A 17,357-nucleotide genomic window follows, 5' to 3' on the forward strand; every position below is an offset into this window, starting at 1 on the left:
AACGAGCGAGAAGCTGCTAGGTATTACTGTTAACCAAACCGCCGCCAAGTCTTCTTCAGCCAGCGCTAATGAAAAAGAAGCAATACCGTATGCACACGTCTTCAATGCTCCTGAAAACACACGGGCTACTTCTTTCGGAATTGACTGTAGGCTAGGAGTATGCCCCCGATGAAAAGGAGAACTAACACTGAAAGCATGAGCGCACTCGCTCCTAACAATGCATTTATAAGAAATGCAACTCCTGCAGAAACAGCCACAATAAGCCCCAAGGCTGCTAGTACTGATGAGCTAGGCGAGGAGACACGTTGAGTAGCTGTTATATTGGTGGGCTGGGGCCGTAACGGACGTAGCGCTAGTTGTCGCAGTGGAGCTGCCAAACGAGCAAAGGCCTTCACTTTGGGCAGAACCGGTTGGCGTAGCCGATGGCTAGCAGCAGGACGGGTGGTCGTCTTGGCCCTCTCAGGAGCAGCTGTTGGGCTAGTAGTAGCGGAGAGCCCTGAAATTGAAGTAGGAGCAACAGGAGTGGCAACTGTAGCTACGGGTTGGTGGACGGCCGAAGTAGCAGGCAACACAGCGTATGGTGCACGGCTACAAGCCGCTAGGCTGCCTAGCAGGGCAAACCCAACAACAAAGGAAAAACGCATACGAGCAAGTAGTGGTAGGGTCAATAGAAAAGCTTCTTAGAGAAGCTGAAATATAGGTCATATATCCACTCCAGCAGGTAAGCGCAGGCTTAGGTCAATGTCAAGATAGAGTGGGGTACCCCAGTGCTAGCTACGGGAGAGTGCAAAGGCCATCGAATGAATAGGGTATACATACCACGGCCCGCTCCTAGGTAAGAAGCGGGCCGTGGCCGCAAGGGCATGAGACGTATGTGCTAGTCTTCGTCGGTTGCCGCTTCCGACTGCTGCATACCGCCGCCGCCCAGCATAATGGCCAACGACTTCATCCCGATTTGCATTTCGTCTTTGGCGTAGTCGAGGATGGGGGTTGTGGCTTTGATCTGGAGGTCTTGTGGGGTCACGGGTTTGAGCTGCACGCTGGCAAACTCATATAGCATCCGCTGCTTGCGCTCCTTATCGAAATACACAATCAGCTTTGTAATGCCATGCTTTTCCTTGACATACACGGGGTGGGCAAAATTCAGCATTTGCGGAATCTGGGCCGAGGTCCAGACGTCCAGAGCAACCGGCTTTTGGCTCGTAGCCCCCGGCTTATTTGTTGCCGAAGTGGCGGCTCCAGGTTTCAGGGTGTAGGTGGTTTTCAGGCTGGGGTAGCCGGCTACCAGGCTGGTTTCGGTGGTGGTTTTCAGGGTGTAATCTTCTTCCGTTACCACAATGGTTTGCCAGCTTTTTTTCAGAGTAGCAGCATTGTAGCTATACGCCACCTGCTCCGGGCTGGCCTGAGCTGCCAGAAGCAGTATTCCGCTATTTTTGGCCCCGTCGAAGTAGTTTTCCAGATGGTACGACAAGCCATCGGTACTGACGCGTGCTTCCTGGCCCCGCAGGTAAATAGTGCCTTTGCGGGGTAACATCATGGCCCCCATTGCCATGGCCGGGTCAAGCTTTGCGGCCTCGGCCTGAAACTGCTGCTGTTCAGCCGGCGTCATGCGCATAGCTAGTTGCTGCATTTGCGCCTGCACATTGCCCTTAGCTGGGTCAATCTGACTGAGTAGCTTATCAAAGGGGTTGCCCGGCAATGATACCCTAGTGGTAATGATGCCTTGGGTAAAAGTGGCAGGCAGCGCGCCCACAGGGGCCGGAGAGGAGGCAGCCGCCAGTAGCAAGGCAGCCGCTGGCATCACAAGGAAGGCAAGACGATGTCTGATTTGCATAGTGTGGTAATAAGTGTAGAAAGAATAGGAGGAAACTTGCGGCAAGCTATATAGATAATTTGTAATAGAGATGGTAAGCACAAATTGATAGATGTGATTCCCCCTTAGGCTTAGCGCAGTGCCTTCTTGTGAGTAGCTTGCCGCTTCATCACCATACTTTTTTTATATGAAATACATTTTTACCCTTTTTCTCCTTGTTGCAGGTGTTAAAGCCCAGGCCCAGATGGGCTTTATTTATGGGGCCCGGGCTGCTAGTGCTGCCGTTACCTTAGCCGCCAGGCACAAGAAAAAGCCTGCTAAAGCTGCTGCCCTTGACAAGAAAGCGCCCACCGAGGCTACCGCAACTCCCGCACTAGGTCGCGGAGTAACTGCCTTGTCTTACCGTGGCCAGACGATTCCATACAAGCGCACGGATGCAACCACGTTTAAAGGTGCTGGCGGGGCCGAGATACAGGCCTTGGAAACCTTGCTGGAGGAGCGCCGCTCAGCATTGCTGGCAGATTCAACTACCTCATTTCTCACAGTGGAGCAGACTGCAGCTATTATAGCAGCTGAGCATACTGCCGTAGCGGCGCGGCGAGAGTGGAATTATGCCCCTTACCGCAAGGAACTAGCCCTTTATCAGCAGGAGGAAGCCCGCCGGCAGAAAGCCACCACCGCCCAGGTAAAGTAAACAGCTTTTTTTACCTGACAACGCCCGCTTCTCTGTTCGCAGAAAGCGGGCGTTGTTTTATACCGTAAGCCTACAAACTATGGGTGGGCACTTCACTGCTCACGTCGGGCGCGGTTCTGGATGCGCTTTTCCCACCGTTTGCGCTTGGGCGCGATGCTGCCGCGCAGGTACTTTTCCATCACCATTACGGCGCAGGGTGCAGCGGCAGTGGCCCCAAAGCCTGCATTTTCGATGTACACTGCTACCGCTATTTTAGGGTTACTGGCTGGGGCAAAGCCCACGAAGGCAGCGTGGTCATCACCTTCATCGTTTTCCACGGTGCCGGTTTTGCCCGCCACTGTAATGCCCACATCGGCGAGGCTGGAGGCATCAGCGGTGCCGCCCTTCTGCATTACAGCTACCATGCCGGGTACCAGGGCCGCAAAATGAGCGCTATCAATAAGGGTGTACCGTTTTTCGGTAAAGCGCGGCAGTGGCCCGCCGTCCCCGACGCTGCGCACCAGGTGGGGGGTATAGTACCAGCCCCGGTTGGCAATAATGGCGGCCATATTAGCCATTTGCAGGCCCGTCAGGTTGATTTCGCCCTGTCCGATGCTGAGCGAGTAGATGGAGCGGTACGTCCAGCGAGTGGTGCTGCGGGCCTTGTCGTAATACGCCGGGGTAGGCAAGAAGCCCGGAGCCTCGCGCGGCACATCTACGCCCAGCACTGAGTCCAGCCCAAACGAGCGGGCGTAGCGCCGCCACTGGGCCAGGTTGGCGTGGCGAGCGGCTACCGTATCTACCACCGCCACGCTGTCGGGCATGCGGTTAATAAAGCTTTGCATCACTTGGTAGAAGTACGGATTGCAGCTGTATTTGAGGCCTGCCGTCAGGTTTTTGCCCGGGCGGTGGTCATGCACACAACTCACCAAGGACTGGTCGCAGCGAAAGGCGGATTCAGGCGTAATGGTACCTAGCTGCAAGGCCACGGCGGCATTCACCAGCTTAAACACGGAGCCCGGCGGATTGGCCAGCATGGCCGGGCGGTTCAGCAGCGGCATATCCTCGTGTTCCAGCAATTTAGCCCGCACACCAGCCTGGTCGGGCGCTATAATGGTGGCCGGATCGTACACCGGTGCCGATACGTAGGCCAGGATTTCGCCGGTGCGCGGGTCCAGGGCTATCAGGTAGCCCTTGCGGCCGCCCAGCAGCTTTTCGGCGTAAGCCTGTAGCTTGACATCCAGAGTCAGGTGCAGGTCCTGGCCTTGCTGAAAGGTAGTATCCTTGGCCCACGTGCCGTGCTGTATGCCTTTGGCATCTACCAACGGATGCAGGTAGCCGTGCCGACCGTTGAGCAGACCGTTGTAGTAGGTTTCCACTCCGCCGTTGCGCAGCCTATAGAAGCGGCCGCGTCGGTAGCGTTTGGCCTGGCGGTAGAATGCCTGTGCCTCGCTGTTTCTGTACCCCAACACCGGCGCCCCCGCGGCAGCAGTATACACGCGCTGGCGGCGCTCTGTTACTAGAAGCATAGGCCAATCGGCGCTGTCGCGGCGCACGCGCTTAGCTTCGGCCGCAGTTACACGGAGCTGAACGGGGTATCCGGCCGGTGCTTCCTCATAGGGCAACGCATCTGCAATACGCTGCCGAACCGTTGTGGAATCCCAGCCCAGCAACAGGCCTAGGGCCAGAGTATCGAGCGGTGGACGGCGTGGCAGCTTTAGCAGAAATACAGAGCGGGTATCTACCAACACGGAGTCGTAGCGGTCGAGGATGCGGCCCCGGATAAGCGAATCATCCACAACAACGCGTTGCCGCGAGTATACCTCACCCGTTTTAGGATCTTTGGTGGGTACGTCAGGTTGTTGGGTAGGAGAGGAGCAGGCGGCTAGGCCTACGAGCAGGGCAAGTGAACATTTTCCCCACAAATTGAAAGCCAAGCGCATGGGGTAAAGCTAAACAATTGCCAGAAGTTGGCGGCGCTCATAACAGTGCACGAATGCAAGGCAGCTACGTTTATACCCTTGCAACAGGAACTGACACAAGCTGCTGCGAGGCTGATGTTTGGCTTCTCTGTAGGTAAAATGCCATGCCCCAGCCAGTCGATTGAGTTTCTTTTAGCTTCTTAATACCCATGCCGGGCCCGGCTCAGAATGCGCGCTTCCCATCGTTTGCGCTTGGGCGCAATGCTGCCGCGTAGATGTTTCTCTATTACCAAGGCAGCACAAGGTGCAGCAGCGTCAGCTCCAAATCCGCCATTCTCGATATATACCGCCACGGCAATTTGAGGATTATCGGCCGGCGCAAAGCCCACAAAGGCGGCATGGTCATCACCTTCGTCATTTTCTACGGTGCCGGTTTTGCCAGCCACCGTAATGCCCACGTCTTCCAGACTAGAAGCATCAGCGGTTCCGCCTTTCTGCATCACAGCTACCATGCCGGGTATGAGGGCCGCGAAATGAGTGCTATCAATAAGGGTGTACCGTTTTTCGGTAAAGCGAGGCAGTGGCCCGCCGTACCCAACGTTTCGCACCAGGTGGGGGGTGTAATACCAGCCCCGGTTGGCAATGATGGCCACCATATTAGCCATTTGCAGGCCCGTAAGGTTGATTTCGCCCTGTCCAATGCTGAGCGAGTAAATGGAGCGGTACGTCCAGCGAGTGGTGCCTCGGGCCTTGTCGTAATACTCAGGAGTGGGGAGGAAGCCCGGAGCCTCGCGCGGCACATCTACACCCAGCACTGAGTCTAGCCCAAATGAGCGAACATAGCGCCGCCACCGGGCCAGGTTGGCATGGCGGGCGCTTACCGTATCCTGCACTAGACTATCTGGCACGTGGTTGATGAGTCTCCCCATTACCTGATAAAAGTAGGGGTTGCAGCTGTACTTCAGCCCGGCGGTTAGGTTACTAGGTGCGGGGTGGCGATGCACACAGCTGACAAGCTTCTGGTCGCAGCGGAAACCGGTAGTGGGGCTGATAGAGCCTAGTTGCAAGGCCACGGCGGCATTCACCAGCTTAAACACCGAGCCGGGTGGGTTGGCGCGCATGGCCGGACGGTTAATCAACGGCATGCCTTCCTGTTGCAGGAGCTTGGCGCGCACCCCAGCTAAATCGGGCGCCGTAATGGTGGCGGGCTTGTATAGGGGCGCCGATACGTAGGCCAGGATTTCGCCGGTGCGCGGGTCGAGGGCTACCAGGTAGCCTTTGCGTCGACCTAGTAGTTGTTCGGCATAGGCCTGTAGCTTCACGTCAAGGGTTAGGTATATATCCTGACCTTGCTGAAAAGCAGTGTCAGGGGCCCAATTGCCCTGCGTTTGGCCCTGTTCATCTACTAGGGGGTGTAGTACCCCTCGGCGCCCATTGAGTATGCCATTATAGTACCCCTCAATGCCTCCATTGCGCAGCTGGTAGAAACGACCCCGACGGTAGCGCTTTGCCTGGGAATAGAAAGCCTCGGCCTCGGCACTTGAGTAGCCCAGCACGTGGGCGCCCACGCTGGTGGTATAGGCACGCTGGCGGCTTTCCGTGAGGGTGAGGGTAGGCCATTCGCGGCTCTTGCGGCGTACACGCGCCGCTTCAGCGGCTGTAAGCCGTAGCTGTACCGGATAGCCAGCCGGTGCTTCCTCATACGGCAGGGCATCGGCAATGCGCTTGCTCATGGTAGTGGGGCCCCAACCCAGCAACTGGCCTAGCGCGAGGGTATCGAGCGGCGGACGGCGTGGCAGTTTGAGGAGGTACTGTGGGCGAGTGGCTACTAATACTGAGTCGCGGCGGTCGAGAATACGGCCGCGCTGGGGCACCTCAGGCAGTACTATGCGTCGCTTGGTATAGAGGGTTGTCGAGTCGGGAGCCTGAGCCGGTATTTCAGTTTGCTCTTGAGGTGATGAAAAGGTGACCAGCACCAAAAGGATTGTTAGTAGACTCATTCTCCAAAGTGCAAACAGGTAAAGCCACGCGTATTCGGGGGGCTTTACGCAATTGCCTACTTGCTAGATGTGTTGGCCCAAAAAGTCATTCCACACATTATGCCCTCAACAAAAAGGCAAAAGGGTGCTACCCCAGCGAGGTAGCACCCTTTTGCACTAGCATAAGCCAGCCAATTACATATTCCGGCGGTACTGGCCGCCTACCTCAAACAGTGCATTGGTAACCTGGCCTAGGGAGCAGAACTTCACGGTTTCCATCAGCTCCTCGAAGAGGTTGCCGTTGGCAATGGCTACTTGTTGCAACTGCTTCAGGCGCTGCTCGGCGGTGCCTTGGTTGCGGGCATGCAGGTTCTGGAGCATCGTGATTTGGAACTGCTTTTCCTCCTCTGTGGCCCGGATGACCTCAGCCGGAATGACCGTGGGCGAGCCTTTTGAGGAAAGGAAGGTGTTTACCCCAATGATGGGATACTCGCCCGTGTGCTTGAGCATCTCGTAGTGCATGCTTTCCTCCTGAATCTTGCCGCGCTGGTACATGGTTTCCATGGCCCCGAGCACGCCGCCGCGCTCCGTGATGCGGTCAAACTCCAATAGTACGGCTTCCTCTACTAGGTCCGTCAGCTCTTCGATGATGAAGGAGCCTTGCAGCGGATTTTCGTTCTTGGCCAAGCCAAGCTCGCGGTTGATGATAAGCTGGATGGCCATGGCCCGGCGCACCGATTCCTCGGTGGGCGTGGTAATGGCTTCATCGTAGGCATTGGTGTGCAGGGAGTTGCAGTTGTCGTAGATGGCGTACAAGGCCTGCAGCGTAGTGCGGATATCGTTGAAGTCGATTTCCTGGGCGTGCAGGCTCCGGCCGCTGGTCTGGATGTGGTATTTCAACATCTGCGAGCGGGCGTTGGCGCCGTACTTCAGCTTCATAGCCTTGGCCCAGATGCGGCGCGCCACGCGGCCAATTACGGCGTACTCCGGGTCGATGCCGTTGGAGAAGAAGAACGATAGGTTAGGAGCGAAGTCGTTCACGTCCATGCCCCGGCTCACGTAGTACTCCACAAAGGTGAAGCCATTGCTGAGCGTAAGGGCCAGCTGGGTAATGGGGTTGGCGCCGGCCTCGGCAATGTGGTAGCCGGAAATAGACACCGAGTAGAAGTTGCGAACCTTCTCCTTGATGAAGTATTCCTGCACGTCGCCCATGAGGCGCAGGGCAAACTCCGTAGAGAAGATGCAAGTGTTCTGGGCCTGATCTTCCTTCAGGATATCGGCCTGCACGGTGCCACGCACCTGGCTGAGCGTGCGTACCTTGATGGTTTGATACACATCGGGGGGTAGTACCTGGTCGCCGGTTACGCCGAGCAGCATCAGGCCTAGGCCATCGTTGCCGGCGGGCAGCTCGCCCTGGTAGCTGGGGCGCGTCACGCCTTTGTCCTTATAGATAGCCTCGATTTTCTGGTTTACTTCTTCCTCCAGGCCATTCTCCTTGATGTAGAGCTCGCACTGCTGATCGATGGCCGCGTTCATGAAAAAGGCAGCCAGTGTAGCGGCCGGACCGTTAATGGTCATCGACACCGAAGTGGTCGGGTTGGCCAGATTGAAGCCGGAGTACAGCTTCTTGGCGTCATCGAGGCAAGCGATGCTCACGCCGGCGTTACCGATTTTGCCGTAAATGTCGGGCCGGTGGTCGGGGTCTTCGCCGTAGAGCGTTACGGAGTCGAAGGCCGTGCTCAGGCGCTTGGCCGGTAGGCCTGCCGATACGTAGTGGAAGCGGCGGTTCGTGCGCTCGGGTCCGCCTTCGCCCGCGAACATGCGAGTCGGGTCTTCGCCTTCGCGCTTGAACGGGAATACGCCCGCAGTGTAAGGGAACTCACCGGGCACGTTTTCCTGCAGCTGCCAACGCAATAAGTCGCCCCACGCAGTGTAGCGGGGGAGGCTTACTTTGGGAATCTGCTGGTTAGAAAGACTGGTGGTGTGCGTCTGGATGCGGATTTCCTTGTCGCGCACCTTAAAGATGAACTCGGGGGCTTTGTAGGCGGCTACCTTTTGCGGCCAGGTTTCCAGGAGTTTCCAGTTTTGGCCGTCCAGCCGGAGCTTGATCTCCTCGAAGGTGCTCTCCAGGCCGGCCACGAGCCCTCCTGATTCGGATCCGTGGCTGCCGTTCCCGGTGCCATGTCCTCCAGCGGCGTTGTTCCCGAGACTATGGACGGCTCCGATGGCTTGCTGGATGCCGTAGAGTTGCTGCGCTGTGTCAGACTGTTTTTGGACCCACTGATCATATTGGCGGTTGGTTTCGGCTATTTCAGAAAGGTAACGCGTGCGGTGGGGCGGAATGATATAAATCTTCTCCGAGTCCTCGGTGGTCGTTTCTAGGTGCGAGGCAAAAGGTACGCCGGTTTTCGCTTCTACGGTAGCTAGTACGGCCCGGTAGAGGCGGTTCATGCCAGGGTCGTTGAACTGCGAGGCGATGGTGCCAAACACAGGCATTTCATCCAGAGGCTTTTCCCAGAGCTGATGGTTGCGCTGGTACTGCTTGCGCACGTCGCGCAGGGCATCAAGAGCGCCGCGCTTATCAAACTTGTTGAGGGCAATGACGTCGGCGAAATCGAGCATGTCGATTTTCTCCAGCTGGGTGGCGGCGCCGTACTCGGGCGTCATCACATACAGGCTGGCATCAGAGTGCTCAATGATTTCAGTGTCAGACTGGCCGATGCCCGAGGTTTCGAGGATGATCAGGTCGAAGTCGGCGGCGCGTACTACATCCACGGCATCCTGCACGTAGCGGCTCAGGGCGAGGTTGCTCTGGCGCGTAGCAAGGCTGCGCATGTACACGCGCGGCGAGTTGATGGAGTTCATCCGAATCCGGTCGCCGAGCAAGGCGCCACCAGTTTTGCGCTTGCTGGGGTCAACGGATATGATGGCAATGGTCTTCTCCGGGAAGTCGAGCAGGAAGCGGCGCACTAGCTCATCTACCAGGCTCGACTTACCCGCACCACCCGTACCCGTGATACCCAGAATAGGCGCTTTCCGCGGCTCCGAAGATGCGGCATTGATGCGCTGGTCAGAGCCAAACTCCGATTTCTGAAAGTCGGCAATCAGCTGGCCTTTCACGCGCTCAAACTCCTGGGGGAAGTTCTCGGCGGCAGAAATCAGGCGGCCAATGCTGCGGGCATCTTTTTCCTTCACATGTCCGGCCTCACCGTTGAGGTTCTGGCCCGTAGGGAAGTCCGATTTCTGGAGCAAGTCATTAATCATACCCTGCAGGCCCATGGCGCGGCCGTGGTCGGGGGAGTAGATGCGGGTGATGCCGTAGGCCTCCAAGTCCTCAATTTCGGTGGGCAGAATTACGCCACCGCCGCCGCCAAAGATTTTCACGTGCCCCGCGCCGCGCTCCTTCAGCAGGTCGTGCATGTACTTGAAGTACTCGTTGTGGCCGCCTTGGTAGGAGGTAATGGCAATGGCCTGGGCGTCTTCTTGAATGGCGCAGTCCACGATTTCCTGCACCGAGCGGTTGTGGCCTAGGTGAATTACCTCGGCGCCGCTGCTCTGGATGATGCGGCGCATAATGTTAATGGCAGCGTCATGCCCATCAAACAGGGCAGCCGCCGTCACTATGCGGATATGGTTCTGGGGCTTATACGGAGCTACAGGAGCTACTGACATAGCGCGGGGTTTTGGGTGGAATTTGGGGTAGCGAAGGTACGAAAAAAGCCCCGGCGCAGTAGTCCGGGGCTTTTAGCTGATGACCTGTCGTAGAAAAGGCAAAGGTTGCCTATATATTCGGCCAACCTTAGATCTGCTATTAGTTATGAATCTACGAACGGGATTATTTGGTTTCGCACTTCTAGGCGCCGCTATATGGTTATACGCAAGCCAGATGCCGGTTTATAAAAACGGTAAAACCATACAGGAGGTGTTCTCGCACTATCACCAGCTTGGTTCATATCAGGAAATGAAGGCCGCTTTTTATAAGAATGAGAATGCGCTACGCACCAATCGAAATGAGCTATTAGATGTCGGATCGGGCATTGCTGTAGCTAGCCTCACTCTACTAGCATTTGTTATTGGTAAACGTTTACGAACCGTTACGCAACTGCGGCAGCTGGGCGTTCCAAGCAAGCGGCAATTCTTTATATGGCTCAACGCTGGATGGGTTGTTCTTTTTGCGGACCTGCTTTGGTACTACCACTACCGAGCTGTCCGGGGAGACTTTCCACCCTTTGCCGATTCCATTGCCATTCCGGTCATGTATGGCACGGTAGGCTTGCTTGCATGCTGGCCGGTGCTCAACCTCGTATTGCTGCTGGTTTTACGACCGGCTAAGCTGAGTGGGCAGTTGTTTGAAGTACCATCCGTTTACACTGGGCGAGCTATTTTGACCGAAGTCCTTTGTGGTATTGGGTTGGTATTGGTGGGTTGGTACGCCATAATAGTTGTCCTTGACGGCGACCATCTGACCATCCCCGTAGTTTTGCTGTTTCTGTATCTAGTGCTGGTAGTGCGGGCAGGTTATATGTGGGCCTTAAACCAGAAGTATAATAGTCATAGCAGCTTTAGCGAGATAACTGAAGCGAGTTGAATAGTAGCCTAGCGCCAAGGCTATTCAGTCATCACCGTAAAATACAGGCTGGGCTGCATGGCGTGGATGGTCCAGGCGGCTTCGCTGTTTTCGCGCTCTACTACCACTTGCTTGGGTTGGCGCGTGACGGGGATGGAGAAGTACTTGTCTTCGGGGTTGGTTTTTTCGCTTTGCAGCCACTGAATGGTAGCAATTACCGGCTGCGCCTCTAGCTGCAGCTCATAGGGGCGTAAGTCGAGGGTAAGCCAGCCGCGCTGCTTGTTGGTGCACAGGAGCTGGATATCCTGCGAAACCAGCAGGCGGCCCGGGCGGCCCTGCTCGACGGCATAGAGGTTCAGGCGGAAGCGGAGCTGTTCGTAGGTATTTGCCGATAGAAATACGTGGAATTCTTCGAGGTACGTGCGCTTGGTGGGTTTGAGCAGCGTGCCGAATTCCCAGCCCCATTCGTCATCTACAGTCTCCTTGCCGCTGGAGCCGCCCATCCAGAAAATGTCGCCTTTAGCCTTGTTGCGGCCTAGTAACCCTGGGTGCACGCGGCGGTGCTGTACGGTTACCTCGCGCAACGCTTGCTCCAGTGGAGTAAGTCGGAACTCGCGCTTGCCGGAAGCCAATGCTGCCGGCAGCACCACCTCCCGCGTAAAGCCAACGCTGGATACAATCAGGGTATCGGTTAGGCTAGTAAGACGCAGTAGGTAGCGGCCCTGCTCATCGGCAACGGTGCCGATGCTGCGGCCGGGCACGCCCAGGGTGGCAAATGGTACTGGCTCGCCGGTGCTGGAGTTTAGAACGCGGCCCTCAATAATGAGCGTTTGGGCGTGCAGGCTGTTGCTCGCCAGGCAGAGGACGAGCAGGAAAAGGAGGAGGGTAAGACGCATTCAGGAAGGAAAGCACAGCGCAACGCCAGCGGGGTAGGTTGCTGCTACCTCAACTAGCGCGGTACTAGGCATGGAATAGAACGGAAGCTACAAACACAAGAAAAACACCCGGGCTGCTTGCCAGCGGCCCAGGTGTCAGGGTATTTTACGTCAGAAGTAATTACTTGGCCGCCTTTTGCTCCAGCGCTTGCAATAGCTCATCGGCGGCTTTTTCAATATCGGAGTAGCCTTGCTGGGCGGCGCGTTCTTTGGCCGCAATCAGACCGTCGCGGTGTACGGTTTTGAAGTCGCCGTAGGGAAAGTGGTAGCGGCCTTTGGTGTCTTCGCCTTTGCTTTTATCGAGGCCCAGGTGCCACTGGCCGTACTCGGCTATTTCGTGCTTTTCCAGAAACTTGTTTTCCTGGCTGGTATCGGGGTTGTGCTGGCCCCAGTGGCCTTGGTCGTTTTTGAGTTTGCCATCCTGGATTAGTTGTTTGGCAAACTTCGCGGCTTCGGGATTCAGTTGCAGGCTCATGAGGGGAGGGTTTGGGTAGATGGAAGGGCTAGTGCAAATCAGCCACCCAGGAGTTTACGCTCCTGCTCGCGTTCCGTTAAGGTTCAGCTTTTTTACTAGGTCTCTCCCAAGCGTAAACCGTGGCCACACCTTTCTAGTCTGTGTAGGCCTGCACGCGCAGCTGCATGCTGGGGTTTACAGGAAATGATTGCCACGTTGCCTCGCTTTTGTCGCGGGTGTAGGTGCGGTGCAAGGGCGCTGGAAATGCAGCGGGTATACTCAGGTACTTGCCTGGCCCCATGGGTTCATCGTTGTCGAGCCATTGGAGGGCAAGGGCAATCTTCTGGTGTTTTTTCAGGTGCAGATTAAAAGGACGCAGGTCTACATTCACCCAGCCCGTCACTTGGTCGCCTACCACAAACTGCATGTCTTGGTTGGAGAGCAGGGTAGTGGGACGTCCATCTTTTACGTCGTACAGCATCAGCCGAAAGCGTACGAAGCGGAAGGTATTATGTGCCACGTACAGGGCAAACTCATCAACAAAGCAGTTATCCGACGGGGTTAAAAAGGTGCCGACTTCCCGGCCTCGTTTATTACGGGATACACTATCCTTCACTGCTCCCGTGCTGAGGTAGGCCATACCTCCGGTAGCCTCGCGGCCTAGTACTTTGGGATGCAGCTTACCGTGCCGGATGGCTACTTCGGCAAGTTGGGTTGCCAGCGGTGTAAGCTGAATGTCGGGGAACTGGCTTAGTTGCCCCGCCAGCAGCTTCCGGGGCTGGTACCCCACACAGCTTACCACCAGTGTATCGGTGGGAGCCGCGGCGGCTAGCACTTCAGCTGAAAAATGACCTAGGGCATCGGCTATGGTACCAATGGACTTGTGCTGAATACCAACGGAGGCATAGGGCACGGGGCCCTTAGTAGTGGCATCGAGCACGGTAATAGGAGCTTGCTGGGGCGTGGCGGAAAGCAGCGGCAGCAACAGGACGGGCACTAACCCCCAGGATAGAAAACGCATAAGTGAAGTAGGGAAGAGGAATTCGGCTAACTGCCCACAAGAGCACACGCCCTTTCCCTACGGTTGCACTACCTCTGTTTTAGACGCAAACTGCCCCCGCCTCACAACCAAGTTGGCGTGGAGCGGGGGCAGGTTTAAGCAGTAGGGTTGCCTAGGCAGTTTCCTTTTGGCGGGCCTTCGGCTTTACGTCCGGAATCATGTTGTGCGGGTTGATGACAAACTTCTTGGCCACACCGCTGTCAAACTCCTCATAGCCGCGCGGAGCATCGTCCAGGCTGATGACCTCCACGTTCACGGCTTTGGCAATCTGCACTTTGTCGTAGAGAATAGCCTGCATCAGCTGGCGGTTGTAGCTGAGCACAGGCGTCTGGCCAGTATAGAAGGAGTGGCTCTTGGCCCAGCCCAAGCCAAACCGAATAGAAAGGCTGCCTTTTTGGGCGGCTGTGTCTTTAGAGCCGGGGTCTTCGGTCACGTATAGGCCCGGAATACCAATGGAGCCGCCGGCCCGGGCTATTTCCATGAGGGAGTTGAGTACGGCGGCCGGCACTTCTTCCTTAGAAGTTTTGCCTTCGCCGTGCGCTTCAAAGCCTACGCAGTCAACGGCACAATCTACCTCCGGCACGCCCAAAATCTGCGCTATCTGTTCGGCTAGGGTGGCGTTTTCGGTTAAGTCCACGGTTTCGCAGCCAAAGGAGCGGGCATGCGCCAAACGTGCTTTGTTTAAGTCGCCAACAATCACCACCGCCGCGCCCAGCAATTGCGCCGATGCCGCCGCCGCCAGGCCTACCGGACCTGCCCCGGCAATGTACACCGTAGCGCCCGGGCCCACACCGGCCTTTACGGCGCCGTGGAAACCCGTCGGGAAAATGTCGCTGAGCATCGTCAGATCCCGTATTTTTTCCATTGCCTGGTCCTTGTCGGGAAAGCGCAGCAGGTTGAAATCGGCGTAGGGCACCATCACGTATTCGGCCTGGCCGCCTACCCAGCCACCCATGTCCACGTAGCCATAAGCTCCGCCAGCACGGCCCTCGTTTACGGTAAGGCAAATGCCGGTTTGTTGCTCCTTGCAGTTGCGGCAGCGTCCGCAGGCCACATTAAATGGCACCGACACTAGGTCGCCTTTCTTCAGAAACTCTACATCAGTGCCGGCCTCCACTACCTCGCCGGTAATTTCATGGCCCAGCACCAGCCCTGCAGGTGCGGTAGTGCGGCCGCGCACCATGTGCTGGTCAGAGCCGCAGATGTTCGTGGATACTACCTTAAGAATAACGCCATGGGTGATTTTTCGGCCCTTCGGGTTTTTCAGTACAGGAAAGTCAATGTTCTGGACTTCTACCTTGCCCGGCCCCAGATATACTACGCCTCGGTTGCTCGCCATAGAATTACAAGTTGAGATGATGGAACACAGCTGAGTGCTGCCGCTTATTCTCCCTGCAGGGCCCGTACGCCGGCTTCCGCTACGGCATGGTCGTCTTCCACGGTGCTGCCCGACACGCCAATAGCGCCGAATATGTTGCCTTCGTGGTTCTTGAGGGGGATGCCGCCAGGGAAAGTGATAAGGCCGCCGTTGGAGTGCTCAATGTTATACAAGGAGCCCCCAGGCTGCGAAAGGCCCCCAATGGCCCCCGTGGGCATATCAAAGAAACGGGCCGTCTTGGCCTTTTTAATCGAAATGTCGAGGGAGCCCAGCCACGCATCGTCCATGCGGATGAAGGCCACGAGGTTCGCGCCGGAGTCGACCACGGCAATATTCATTTTGACTCCCATTTCGAGTGCTTTCTCGTGGGCTGCCTGCACGGCCTGCTGGGCTTGTTTAAGAGTAATTCCCATGGTGTTTTGGAATGGAGATGAAGTGAAAACGGTTGCACTCTACAACGGCGCTATACTGCTTTCGTCTAACCCCAACCAAGTAGTTGCGACGATACATACCCTCTTTGCGACGATTGTATAGTTGAGCCGCCTGCTTTGCCACTTTGGTTAGCCAGCGGGGCTAGTAAAATCATCTGTAACATACTTCCTTGGGGTGGTAGCGTGGTAGTGCTTTTGCGGTTCAGGCTGCCCGCAAGGCTAGAACTGAAGCATGCGGCCGTAGCAGGCCCAAGGTGCCAGTTAGCTTTTCCATGCCATTCTTCGTACCTTCGCCTTCGGAAAAAACCGCCTCTAGTGAAGAACATCCGCAATTTCTGCATCATCGCCCACATTGACCACGGTAAAAGCACGCTGGCCGACCGCCTGTTGGAATTTACCAGCACCGTCTCGAAGCGCGATATGCAAGCTCAGCTTCTCGACAACATGGACCTGGAGCGGGAGCGGGGCATTACCATCAAGAGCCACGCCATTCAGATGCAGTATCCCTACAAAGGGGAGATGTACACGCTGAACCTGATTGACACGCCCGGCCACGTTGACTTTAGCTACGAAGTATCCCGCTCCATTGCGGCCTGCGAAGGCGCTTTGCTGATTGTGGACTCCTCGCAAGGTATTGAGGCCCAAACCATTTCGAACCTATACCTGGCCATCGGTTCTGACCTAACCATTATCCCGGTTCTCAATAAAATCGACCTGCCGCACGCAATGCCGGAGGAAGTGTCGGATGAAATTGTGGACCTGATTGGCTGCGACCGGGATGAGATTATTCCGGCGTCGGGTAAGTCGGGTATTGGTATTGAAGCCATTCTGAACGCCATCTGTGAGCGGATTCCGGCCCCGGCCGGCGACCCGGATGCACCCCTGCAGGCTCTGATTTTTGACTCGGTATTCAATTCGTACCGTGGCATCGAAGTACTGTTCCGCATCAAGAACGGCACCATGCGCAAGGGCGACAAGCTCCGGTTCATGGCTACGGGCAAAGAATACGGCGCCGATGAAATCGGTATCCTGGGCCTGAACCAGGAGCCACGCCTCGAAATAGGCGCCGGCAACGTAGGCTACCTCATTTCGGGCATCAAAGAAGCCCGCGAGGTAAAAGTAGGTGACACCATTACACATGTGGCCCGGCCGACTGCTGAAGCTATTCAAGGCTTTGCTGATGTGAAGCCCATGGTATTTGCCGGTATATACCCCGTTGATACGACGGAGTACGAGGAGCTGCGTTCCTGCATGGAAAAGCTCCAGCTCAACGATGCCTCGCTGGTGTGGGAGCCGGAAACGTCGGTAGCCCTGGGCTTCGGCTTCCGGTGCGGTTTCCTAGGCATGCTGCACATGGAAATCGTGCAGGAGCGTCTGGAGCGCGAGTTCAACATGACGGTAATTACCACCGTGCCCTCGGTGCAGTTCCACGCCACTGGCACCAAGGATCAGCTCCTGACCATCAACGCTCCGTCGGAAATGCCGGAGCCAAACATGATCAAGCGCATCGAGGAGCCCTACATCAAGGCCCAAATCATCACGGCAGCCGACTACGTAGGGCCCATCATCACGCTCTGTATGGAGAAGCGCGGCATTATTAAAGGCCAAAGCTACCTGACGTCTGAGCGGGTGGAGCTGTCGTTTGAGCTGCCGCTGTCGGAAATCGTATTTGACTTCTTCGACAAGCTGAAGACCATTTCTCGCGGCTATGCCTCGCTTGATTATGAGCTGATTGGTTTCCGCGAGTCGGATATGGTGAAGCTGGACATTATGCTGAACGGGGAAAAGGTTGATGCCTTGTCGGCCATTGTGCACCGCTCCAAGAGCTACGAATGGGGCCGCCGCCTCTGCGAAAAGCTCCGGGAGTTGCTACCCCGTCAGCAGTTCGAAATTGCCATTCAGGCAAGCATCGGGCAAAAAATCATTTCACGAGAAACCGTGAAGGCCCTGCGCAAAAACGTAATCGCCAAGTGCTACGGCGGCGACATCAGCCGGAAGCGCAAGCTGCTCGAAAAGCAGAAAGAAGGCAAAAAGCGGATGCGCCAAGTAGGCTCCGTTGAAATACCCCAAGAGGCCTTCTTGGCCGTCCTTAAAATCGATTAAATAGTGGAACGCGCCCCATTGGGGCGCGTTTTTTTTGTATCT

12 protein-coding genes are annotated in these 17,357 nt (G+C 56.3%); 3 read left to right on the forward strand and 9 right to left on the reverse strand.

What is annotated here, in order from left to right; all coding sequences use genetic code 11:
* Window positions 1-877: 877 nt before the first annotated feature.
* The gene (locus tag ACYVGU_RS06085) at window positions 878-1,834 is read right to left on the reverse strand and encodes a hypothetical protein (protein WP_460621315.1); all 957 of its coding nucleotides are present in this window, start codon (window positions 1,832-1,834) and stop codon (window positions 878-880) included.
* 166 nt (window positions 1,835-2,000) lie between these two features.
* On the opposite strand from ACYVGU_RS06085, the gene ACYVGU_RS06090 reads away from it, so the two are divergent.
* On the forward strand, window positions 2,001-2,507 hold the full coding sequence (locus tag ACYVGU_RS06090) for a hypothetical protein (protein WP_460621316.1): 507 nt from the start codon (window positions 2,001-2,003) through the stop codon (window positions 2,505-2,507).
* A 92-nt stretch (window positions 2,508-2,599) separates the two neighbouring features.
* On the opposite strand, the gene ACYVGU_RS06095 is transcribed toward ACYVGU_RS06090, so the two are convergent.
* The 3 genes from ACYVGU_RS06095 to ACYVGU_RS06105 form a co-directional block, all read right to left on the reverse strand.
* Complete coding sequence (locus tag ACYVGU_RS06095; protein ID WP_460621317.1) at window positions 2,600-4,429, reverse strand: peptidoglycan D,D-transpeptidase FtsI family protein; 1,830 nt, start codon at window positions 4,427-4,429, stop codon at window positions 2,600-2,602.
* Window positions 4,430-4,608: 179 nt separating this feature from the next.
* A complete protein-coding gene (locus ACYVGU_RS06100; RefSeq protein WP_460621318.1) occupies window positions 4,609-6,408 on the reverse strand; it encodes a peptidoglycan D,D-transpeptidase FtsI family protein in 1,800 nt (599 codons plus the stop codon).
* Between the two features lie 174 nt (window positions 6,409-6,582).
* Window positions 6,583-10,059 carry a methylmalonyl-CoA mutase family protein gene (locus ACYVGU_RS06105; protein ID WP_460621319.1) on the reverse strand — a complete coding sequence of 1,159 codons (3,477 nt, stop codon included), beginning with the start codon at window positions 10,057-10,059 and terminating at the stop codon, window positions 6,583-6,585.
* Window positions 10,060-10,204: 145 nt separating this feature from the next.
* Here ACYVGU_RS06105 and ACYVGU_RS06110 point away from each other — a divergent pair, with 145 nt between their 5' ends.
* Window positions 10,205-10,975, forward strand: coding sequence for a hypothetical protein (locus ACYVGU_RS06110; protein ID WP_460621320.1), 771 nt, complete (start codon window positions 10,205-10,207; stop codon window positions 10,973-10,975).
* Between the two features lie 20 nt (window positions 10,976-10,995).
* On the opposite strand, the gene ACYVGU_RS06115 is transcribed toward ACYVGU_RS06110, so the two are convergent.
* The 5 genes from ACYVGU_RS06115 to ACYVGU_RS06135 all read right to left on the reverse strand — a co-directional run bounded on the left by ACYVGU_RS06115 (window position 10,996) and on the right by ACYVGU_RS06135 (window position 15,194).
* Window positions 10,996-11,850: a carboxypeptidase-like regulatory domain-containing protein gene (locus tag ACYVGU_RS06115; RefSeq protein WP_460621321.1), complete on the reverse strand. Its 855-nt coding sequence runs from the start codon at window positions 11,848-11,850 to the stop codon at window positions 10,996-10,998.
* Window positions 11,851-12,010: 160 nt separating this feature from the next.
* Window positions 12,011-12,364: a hypothetical protein gene (locus tag ACYVGU_RS06120; protein WP_460621322.1), complete on the reverse strand. Its 354-nt coding sequence runs from the start codon at window positions 12,362-12,364 to the stop codon at window positions 12,011-12,013.
* A gap of 133 nt (window positions 12,365-12,497) precedes the next feature.
* Window positions 12,498-13,364 carry a carboxypeptidase-like regulatory domain-containing protein gene (locus ACYVGU_RS06125; protein ID WP_460621323.1) on the reverse strand — a complete coding sequence of 289 codons (867 nt, stop codon included), beginning with the start codon at window positions 13,362-13,364 and terminating at the stop codon, window positions 12,498-12,500.
* A gap of 151 nt (window positions 13,365-13,515) precedes the next feature.
* Window positions 13,516-14,742 (reverse strand): formaldehyde dehydrogenase, glutathione-independent, encoded by a 1,227-nt coding sequence (gene fdhA / locus ACYVGU_RS06130; RefSeq protein WP_460621324.1) that lies wholly within the window; start codon window positions 14,740-14,742, stop codon window positions 13,516-13,518.
* A gap of 44 nt (window positions 14,743-14,786) precedes the next feature.
* Window positions 14,787-15,194 (reverse strand): GlcG/HbpS family heme-binding protein, encoded by a 408-nt coding sequence (locus ACYVGU_RS06135; RefSeq protein ID WP_460611928.1) that lies wholly within the window; start codon window positions 15,192-15,194, stop codon window positions 14,787-14,789.
* Between the two features lie 333 nt (window positions 15,195-15,527).
* Here ACYVGU_RS06135 and lepA point away from each other — a divergent pair, with 333 nt between their 5' ends.
* Window positions 15,528-17,315, forward strand: coding sequence for an elongation factor 4 (gene lepA / locus ACYVGU_RS06140; protein WP_460611927.1), 1,788 nt, complete (start codon window positions 15,528-15,530; stop codon window positions 17,313-17,315).
* Window positions 17,316-17,357 lie beyond the last annotated feature (42 nt).

The organism is Hymenobacter tenuis (assembly GCF_054780495.1).

What these genes read in the sequence shown, in the direction of transcription:
- fdhA (WP_460621324.1), bottom strand. Translation starts at nt 14,742, where the DNA reads ATGGCGAGCAACCGAGGCGTAGTATATCTGGGGCCGGGCAAGGTAGAA.
- ACYVGU_RS06095 (WP_460621317.1), bottom strand. Translation starts at nt 4,429, where the DNA reads ATGCGCTTGGCTTTCAATTTGTGGGGAAAATGTTCACTTGCCCTGCTC.
- ACYVGU_RS06110 (WP_460621320.1), top strand. Translation starts at nt 10,205, where the DNA reads ATGAATCTACGAACGGGATTATTTGGTTTCGCACTTCTAGGCGCCGCT.
- ACYVGU_RS06115 (WP_460621321.1), bottom strand. Translation starts at nt 11,850, where the DNA reads ATGCGTCTTACCCTCCTCCTTTTCCTGCTCGTCCTCTGCCTGGCGAGC.
- ACYVGU_RS06125 (WP_460621323.1), bottom strand. Translation starts at nt 13,364, where the DNA reads ATGCGTTTTCTATCCTGGGGGTTAGTGCCCGTCCTGTTGCTGCCGCTG.
- ACYVGU_RS06100 (WP_460621318.1), bottom strand. Translation starts at nt 6,408, where the DNA reads ATGAGTCTACTAACAATCCTTTTGGTGCTGGTCACCTTTTCATCACCT.
- ACYVGU_RS06120 (WP_460621322.1), bottom strand. Translation starts at nt 12,364, where the DNA reads ATGAGCCTGCAACTGAATCCCGAAGCCGCGAAGTTTGCCAAACAACTA.
- ACYVGU_RS06135 (WP_460611928.1), bottom strand. Translation starts at nt 15,194, where the DNA reads ATGGGAATTACTCTTAAACAAGCCCAGCAGGCCGTGCAGGCAGCCCAC.
- ACYVGU_RS06090 (WP_460621316.1), top strand. Translation starts at nt 2,001, where the DNA reads ATGAAATACATTTTTACCCTTTTTCTCCTTGTTGCAGGTGTTAAAGCC.
- ACYVGU_RS06105 (WP_460621319.1), bottom strand. Translation starts at nt 10,059, where the DNA reads ATGTCAGTAGCTCCTGTAGCTCCGTATAAGCCCCAGAACCATATCCGC.
- ACYVGU_RS06085 (WP_460621315.1), bottom strand. Translation starts at nt 1,834, where the DNA reads ATGCAAATCAGACATCGTCTTGCCTTCCTTGTGATGCCAGCGGCTGCC.